This window comes from Shinella sp. M27 (assembly GCF_049199905.1).
Lineage (GTDB): Bacteria > Pseudomonadota > Alphaproteobacteria > Rhizobiales > Rhizobiaceae > Shinella.
In genome coordinates this window covers 163163-170137 of the sequence record NZ_JBLZPK010000039.1, presented here as the reverse complement: position 1 = coordinate 170137, position 6975 = coordinate 163163, and the positions used below count along the sequence as shown (strand labels likewise).

The window sequence follows — 6975 nt, the reverse complement described above, 5'->3', positions numbered from 1 at the left end:
CACCACCACACATTTTCACACCTGTTTAGACTTGAGGCGCACAGCAACGCCCCACCCGGCGCTATGCAGCCTTCGCTTTGGCGACCGTCTTGTTGATCGAGGTCACCGCAAGGTTCGTCAGCTTGTTGTTCGTCGCCTTCTCCTGGTCGAGGATTTCGCTGAGAAGTTTGTGGGCTTCATCGTGGCCGAGATCCTTCGCCCATTCGCGCAATGAACCGTAGCGTGCGATTTCGTAGTGCTCGACAGCCTGGCAAGCAGCCAGAAGCCCGGCATCCAGCGCCGTCCCCTCGGCCTCTTTCATCAGACCATCGGCCTCCTTGAGCAGCCCTTCGATGGCGTCGCACTTTTCGCCGGACGCCTTCTTGCCGATCGACTTGAACACCTGCTCCAGCTTGGTGATCTGCTCTTTCGTTTCGGCAAGATGCTCTTCCGCCGCCTTCTTCAACTCGGCGCTCTTGGCCGCCTTGGCGACCTTCGGCAGCGCCTTGGTGATGGCGTTTTCAGCGTAGTAGATGTCCTGCAACGTATGCTCGAAAATATCGGATAGCGATTTCATGATGTTTCTCCTTACGCATGAATGCGCCGGAGAAATCAACGAGGGGAGCAATCGTTCCCTAATCGCGAGAATTGTCGCAAATGCAAGACAGGTTAGCCTTTCCTGTTGCTCGCAAAAGCCCGACGGGCTTCCTTGATTGCGTCGTGGTGCTTTTCCGCCCAGATCCAGACACCGCAGAACGCCTGGCTCAGGCTTTCGCCGAGCGGTGTGAGCGCATAATCGACATGCGGTGGAATAACGGGATGCACCGTCCGGCGGACAAGGCCATCCTCTTCCATGCGCCGCACCGTCTGGGTCAACATTTTCTGGCTGATGCCTCCCACGGCCTTGCCAAGCTGAGTAAAACGCAGCGTTCCCTGCTCCTGCAACGCCTCCAGGATCAGCATCGTCCATTTGTCGGCAACCTTGCCGATAATGTCCTCAACGAGCGCTTCGATCACCGGATCGACATGGTCGGGAACGGGGCCGTGCAGTCGTTCTTCCATTTGAGGATCCGCAATTGCCCGGCGCATCAGACACTCTCCTTTTGGTGCGTACAAATCTTTTCGGTGCCTACTTCGGAATGGAGAGTATGAACCCTAGTTTGCTGGAGGACAACAGCAACGAGGTTCACGTCCATGCAGACAAACAACAACACCATTCTCATCACCGGGGGCGGTTCGGGCATCGGCGAGGCGCTCGCCCATCGTTTCCACGATCTCGGTAATACCGTCATCATCGCCGGACGACGGCTGGAGACGTTGCGGCAGGCGATCGGGGATCGCCCGAATATCCACGCCGTTCAACTCGACATCGACAGCGCGGAAAGCATCGCGGCATTCGCCAAGACGGTCATTGCCGAGTTCCCGGGCCTCAATGTGCTGGTCAACAATGCCGGCATCATGCGCATGGAGACGCTTGAGGGATTGCGTGATCTCGCGGATGCAGAGGCCACGATCACCACCAACCTGCTCGGCCCGATCCGCCTGACCAATGCGCTCGTCGAGCATTTGAGTACACAAGCCAACCCCGTGATCGTCAATGTAAGCTCAGGCCTCGCCTTCGTGCCGCTGACGGCGACGCCGACCTATTCTGCCACAAAAGCCGCCATTCACAGCTACACGGTCTCGCTTCGCGAGGTCCTGAAAGGCAAGATCGAGGTGATCGAATTGGTGCCGCCTGCCGTTCAGACCGAGCTGACGCCCGGCCAATCCACGCGCGAGGGATATCTTCCGCTCGAGGACTTCATCGATGAAGTCATCGCACTTTTCCAGCAGCATCCCACGCCGCCGGAAATTCTCGTGCAACGCGTCGGCTTCCTGAGAAACGCCGAGGCCGAACAGCGATTCGACGCCACCGTCATCGCCCTCAATGATTTTGCTCGCAAGGCCCATGAAGGAGCGTGAAGCGACGACATGCTCGGAATATTTTGGAGGCGCCGGATATCCAGCGCCTCCACGTTTGCCTCAATCGAGCAATTCGGCCGGCACCTTGCCGCCATTGTCGGCCAAGGCCTTCATGAGCGCCTTGTGCAGCCACATGTTCATCGTGGCGGAATCGTTCTTGTCGCCTGTAAACCCCAGCTCATCGGCCAGTTCCTTGCGTGCCGACAGGCCGGAATCCAGATCGAGCGCCTTCATCATGTCCACGATCGAACGCCGCCAGTCTAGTTTCTGACCGTTCTTCTTAACGGCGGCGTCCATGATAGCTGCGACATCGACGGGGCCGGCATTTCCTGAGGTGGCGGGGTCGGAATGAGCTCCCGAAAGCGTTGCAGTGACGTCATCGCTGAGGATCGGCGTCGCAACCTTTTCTGCTTTGCCCTGATCCGCCTGGCCGCCAAGGGTGGGAGTGGCCGCTACATCAGCGGTTGCGGGCTTTTCCGCACCGGCGATTACGGCATGATCCGGCGTTGCGGCCGGATGTCCAAAAAGTTTCTCCTTGATGCGGCTGAAAATGCTCATTGACTGGCTCCTTTTGGTCGTTGTCTCAAGAAGGATAGGGCCGCGACCCCACGTTTCAATGTACGGGAACTTCAATCCCGGCCACCATCCGCGAAAGCGGCGAGGCCGGCCGTGTCACACACCAAACGCTTCACGCCGCCATCAGAGATCCTTTGCTAGCCTGAGCGCGTCGTAGATCGCCGCATGCGTGTTGCGGGCGGCGACGGCATCGCCGATGCGGAAGAGCTGGTAGGCGCCTTCGGGTTTGCGCTCGACGGTCTGCGGAGCACCATTCAGCAGCTCGTCATAGGACACTTCGCCAAGATTTCTCGACCCCGGCTTCAGCTCGAAATAGAGGTCATCGAGCGGGATGGTGCCGTGGTTGACGACGATCTGGTCGACGGTGCGCTGCTTGGAAACGCCACCGTAGTCGCTGCCGACATGGGCGATGAGCTGGTTTCCGCTCTTTTCCGCCGCCTCCAACTTGTAGGTGACGGTGAAGGTCGTGTCGAGCTTTTGTAGCGAGCGCATGTAAGGCACGAGGTTCATGGCCATGACCTCCGGCGCGAAAGCGCGGTCCGGCGTCATGATCTCGACCTTGCCGCCCGCCTTGGCGATGAATTCGGCAGCTTGCAGCCCGGCATGATCGCCGGCATCGTCATAGATGAGCACATTGGCGCCCGGCTTCACGTCGCCCGAAATGATATCCCAGGAGGATACGACCAGCTCGTTGCCCTTTGTCAGCACGTCGGTATGCGGCAGTCCGCCCGTCGCGATGATCACGACATCGGGGTTTTCCGCCGTAATCGTATCGGCATCCGCCCAGGTGTTGAAGTGGAACGTGACGCCCAGCTTCTCGCACTGGCTCATGCGCCAGTCGACGATGCCGATCATTTCGCGGCGTCGCTCGCTCTGCGCCGTCAGGCGGATCTGACCGCCGGGATTGTTCGCGGCCTCGAAGACCACGACTTCGTGTCCACGCTCGGCGCAGACCCGCGCCGCCTCCAGACCGGCCGGGCCTGCGCCGACGACGACGATCTTCCGGCGCACATCCGCCTTCGGGATGCTGTGCGGCATGGTCTCCTCGCGGCCGGTCGCCGCATTGTGGATGCAGAAGGCAAGGCCGCCCTGGTAGATGCGGTCGAGACAGTAGTTCGCGCCGACGCAGGGGCGGATGTCGTCCTCGCGCTTTTCGATGATCTTGCGCAGGATATGCGGGTCGGTCATGTGGGCGCGGGTCATACCGATCATGTCGACCTTGCCGGCGGCGATAGCATGGCGCGCCGTGGCTACATCCTGGATCTTCGCCGCATGGAAGGTCGGGAACTTGGTCGCGACGCGCACGTCGCCGGCAAAATCCAGATGCGGCGCGCTCGCCATGCCCTGGATCGGGATGACGTCGGTCAGGCCGGGATCCGTGTCGATATGGCCGCGGATGACGTTGAGATAATCGATGAGGCCGCTTTCCTTGAGGCGGCGGGAGATTTCCAGGCCCTCGGCCTTTCCGGTCCCGCCAGGAAGACATTCGTCGGCCGTGTAGCGCACGCCGAGAATGAAGTCGTTGCCGACCCGCTCGCGCATCGCCTTGAACACGTCGAAACAGAAGCGCAGGCGATTGTCGAGCGAGCCGCCATAGGGGCCGTCGAGTTCGTTGGTCAGCGGCGAGGTGAATTGGTCGATCAGGTGGCCATAGGCCTCCAGCTCGACGCCATCCATGCCGCCCGCCTTCATGCGCTCGGCCGCATCGGCAAAGTCCTTGATGATGCGTTCGATATCCCAGTCTTCCAGCTTCTTCGGAAAGGCGCGGTGCGCAGCTTCGCGGTGATGCGACGGCGCGACGACGGGCAGCCAGTCGCCCTTGTCCCAGCGCGTGCGGCGGCCGAGATGGGTGAGCTGGATCATGATCGCCGCGCCCTCTTCGTGCACGGCGTCGGTCATCTCGCGGATCCACGGAACGATCTCGTCCTTGTAGGCGAGCAGGTTGTTGAAGACCGGCGGACTATCCTTCGAGACGGCGGCCGAGCCCGCCGTCATGGTGAGCGCCACCCCGCCCCGCGCGCGCTCCACCGTATAGGCCCGGTAGCGGCCCTTCGGCATGCCGTCTTCCGGATAGGCCGGCTCGTGCGAGGTGACGATGATGCGGTTGCGGAGGGTCAGGTGCTTGAGCTGGTAGGGCTGAAGCAGGGGATCGTTGGACATGCGCCAGGCTCCGGTTTGTCAGGTTTTCCGGACGGTAAGCGGAAATGTACATATGTGTCAATATTCGGAAAACAATCGTGACCGGGATATCGACACCTATGTACATTTACTTGTCACGCCGGGCGGGATTTGTTAGGAGGCCATCATGGAACAGGCGACGAGTGACAGCGGCTGGCGCGGCTCCCAGGAGGGGTGGCTCGCGGCTGCCTATGACACGCTGCTCGAATCCGGGGTGGATTCGGTGAAGATCCTGCCACTTGCCAAGCGGCTGAACCTTTCCCGCACGAGCTTTTACTGGTTCTTCAAGGACCGGGAGGAGCTGCTGAACGCGCTGATCGCGCGGTGGCGGGAGAAGAACACCGGCAACATGGTGAAGCGGTCCGAGGCCTATGCGGAATCGCTGACCGAAGCCATGCTGAACGTCTTCGATTGCTGGCTGGACAAGGATTTGTTCGACTCTCCCTTCGAATTCGCCGTTCGCAGCTGGGCGCTGCAATCGGAGGACATTCTCGAAGAGGTGCGGCGAGCCGACCAGACACGGCTGGAGGCTCTGGTCGGCATGTTCATGCGCTTCGGCTATGACGAGACCGCCGCCGACGTCCGGGCGCGCACGACCTACCTCGTTCAGATCGGCTACATCTCCATGCAGGCGCAAGAGGACATCGCTCTGCGCATGAAGCGCATCCCGGAATACATCGCGATCTACACCGGCCAGACGCCGCGCCGAAACGAACTCGACCGCTTCTTCGCCCGCCATGGTTACCGGCCCGACTGAGCCGGCACCGAAACGGCTTCAGCCGCCGCCTACCCCTTCGACGAATCTCGCCAAGCGCGCTCGAAAGGCAGACGCCAGGCATGCGGGGCGATGAGCTGGTGGATCGACTTCGGACCCCAGCCGCCCTGATCGTAGAGCCTGACCGGCGGTGGGTTGTCGAGCAGCGGCTGCGAGACCTCCCAGAGCCGTTCGATGCCCTCGGCGGTGGTGAACAGCGTATGGTCGCCGCGCATGGCGTCGAGGATCAGCCGCTCATAGGCTTCCAGCACCTCGCCGATCAGACCGGTTTCGCTCATGGCGAATTGCAGCGACAGCTTGTCGAGCCGGAAACCCGGACCGGGGCGTTTGCCATAGAAAGAGAGCGAGACCTTGGAGGCATCGGCAAGATCGAAAGTCAGGTGATCGGGGCCTTGCGCGCCGACGCCTGAGCCCGGCGGGAACATCGATTTCGGCGGTTCGCGGAAGGCGATGGAGATGATGCGTTGCCCCTCGGCGAGACGCTTGCCCGTCCGCAGGAAGAAGGGCACGCCGGCCCAGCGCCAATTGTCGATCGCGCATTTGAGCGCGATGAACGTATCGGTATCGCTCTCCGGATCGACTCCGGGCTCCTTGCGGTAACCGATATATTGGCCACGCACCACGTCCCGCGGCTCGATCGGCAGCATGGAGCGGAACACCTTGTTCTTCTCCTCCGAGATCGGCGCGGGCTCCAGTGCGGTCGGCGGCTCCATCGCCATGAAGGCCAGGATCTGGAAGAGATGGGTTACGACCATGTCGCGATAGGCGCCGGTGGTCTCGTAGAAGGCGGCGCGCGTCGCAAGGCCGAGCGTTTCCGGCACGTCGATCTGCACATGATCGATGAAATTGCGGTTCCAGATCGGTTCGAACAACCCGTTGCCGAAGCGGAAGGCCAGGATGTTCTGCGCAGGCTCCTTGCCGAGGAAATGATCGATGCGGAAAATCTGCTTCTCGTCGAAGACCTCGTGGAGCTTCTTGTTCAGCTCCACCGCACTGGCAAGGTCCGTGCCGAACGGTTTTTCCATGATGATACGGCAGCGCTCGACCAGTTCCGCCTCAGCCAGAAGCTGAACGGCCGGAAGTGCGGCCTTCGGCGGCACGGAGAGGTAATGCACGCGCCGTGTTTCCGGTCCGAGCGCCTCCTCCGCCTTTTCGACCGCCTTCCTCAACGCCCCTGCCCCGGCATTGAGCGGCACATAGTCGAGCGATGCGGAGAAAGCCTCCCATTCGGCCTGCGTGAACTGGCGGGTCAGGAACTTGTCGAGCGCCTCGCGGGCAATCGTCCTGAAACCGTCGACATCGATATCGTCCAACGAAACGCCGACGATCCGGCAACCCGGAATGAAACCGGCATTGATGAGATGAAACAGCCCCGGAAGGAGCTTGCGACGGGAGAGATCGCCCGTTGCACCGAACAGCACGACGACCTGTGGAAAGCCGGGACCAACCCGTGTGGAATTCTTGCGCAAAGCATCCGTCCCGAAATCTTGAGTTACACCCTGCGG

Annotated in this window: 7 protein-coding genes; 2 read left to right on the top strand and 5 right to left on the bottom strand. The window is 61.2% G+C overall.

Features of this window, described 5'->3' with window-relative positions:
- Positions 1-61: 61 nt before the first annotated feature.
- Both ACOZK4_RS16435 and ACOZK4_RS16430 read right to left on the bottom strand, forming a co-directional pair.
- On the bottom strand, positions 62-556 hold the full coding sequence (locus ACOZK4_RS16435) for a ferritin-like domain-containing protein (protein ID WP_313527693.1): 495 nt from the start codon (positions 554-556) through the stop codon (positions 62-64).
- A 92-nt stretch (positions 557-648) separates the two neighbouring features.
- Complete coding sequence (locus tag ACOZK4_RS16430) at positions 649-1068, bottom strand: winged helix-turn-helix transcriptional regulator (RefSeq protein WP_421592813.1); 420 nt, start codon at positions 1066-1068, stop codon at positions 649-651.
- A 105-nt stretch (positions 1069-1173) separates the two neighbouring features.
- Between ACOZK4_RS16430 and ACOZK4_RS16425 the strand changes: the two genes are divergently transcribed.
- Positions 1174-1941, top strand: a complete 768-nt coding sequence (locus tag ACOZK4_RS16425; protein WP_421592803.1) for an SDR family oxidoreductase — start codon at positions 1174-1176, stop codon at positions 1939-1941.
- Positions 1942-2001: 60 nt separating this feature from the next.
- Here ACOZK4_RS16425 and ACOZK4_RS16420 read toward each other — a convergent pair whose 3' ends face one another.
- Entirely contained in the window at positions 2002-2499 is a 498-nt protein-coding gene (locus ACOZK4_RS16420) for a DUF3597 domain-containing protein (protein WP_421592812.1), read from the bottom strand.
- Positions 2500-2640: 141 nt separating this feature from the next.
- The gene (locus ACOZK4_RS16415) at positions 2641-4677 is read right to left on the bottom strand and encodes an NAD(P)-binding protein (protein WP_421592802.1); all 2037 of its coding nucleotides are present in this window, start codon (positions 4675-4677) and stop codon (positions 2641-2643) included.
- Positions 4678-4822: 145 nt separating this feature from the next.
- Between ACOZK4_RS16415 and ACOZK4_RS16410 the strand changes: the two genes are divergently transcribed.
- Complete coding sequence (locus ACOZK4_RS16410; protein WP_421592801.1) at positions 4823-5452, top strand: TetR/AcrR family transcriptional regulator; 630 nt, start codon at positions 4823-4825, stop codon at positions 5450-5452.
- Positions 5453-5481: 29 nt separating this feature from the next.
- On the opposite strand, the gene zwf is transcribed toward ACOZK4_RS16410, so the two are convergent.
- Positions 5482-6939, bottom strand: a complete 1458-nt coding sequence (gene zwf / locus ACOZK4_RS16405; protein ID WP_313527683.1) for a glucose-6-phosphate dehydrogenase — start codon at positions 6937-6939, stop codon at positions 5482-5484.
- Between the last annotated feature and the right edge of the window lie 36 nt (positions 6940-6975).

Bases quoted from the DNA above. Each gene is read 5' to 3' on its own strand.
- ACOZK4_RS16425 (WP_421592803.1), top strand. From the start codon at position 1,174: ATGCAGACAAACAACAACACCATTCTCATCACCGGGGGCGGTTCGGGC.
- ACOZK4_RS16435 (WP_313527693.1), bottom strand. From the start codon at position 556: ATGAAATCGCTATCCGATATTTTCGAGCATACGTTGCAGGACATCTAC.
- ACOZK4_RS16420 (WP_421592812.1), bottom strand. From the start codon at position 2,499: ATGAGCATTTTCAGCCGCATCAAGGAGAAACTTTTTGGACATCCGGCC.
- ACOZK4_RS16415 (WP_421592802.1), bottom strand. From the start codon at position 4,677: ATGTCCAACGATCCCCTGCTTCAGCCCTACCAGCTCAAGCACCTGACC.
- ACOZK4_RS16410 (WP_421592801.1), top strand. From the start codon at position 4,823: ATGGAACAGGCGACGAGTGACAGCGGCTGGCGCGGCTCCCAGGAGGGG.
- ACOZK4_RS16430 (WP_421592813.1), bottom strand. From the start codon at position 1,068: ATGCGCCGGGCAATTGCGGATCCTCAAATGGAAGAACGACTGCACGGC.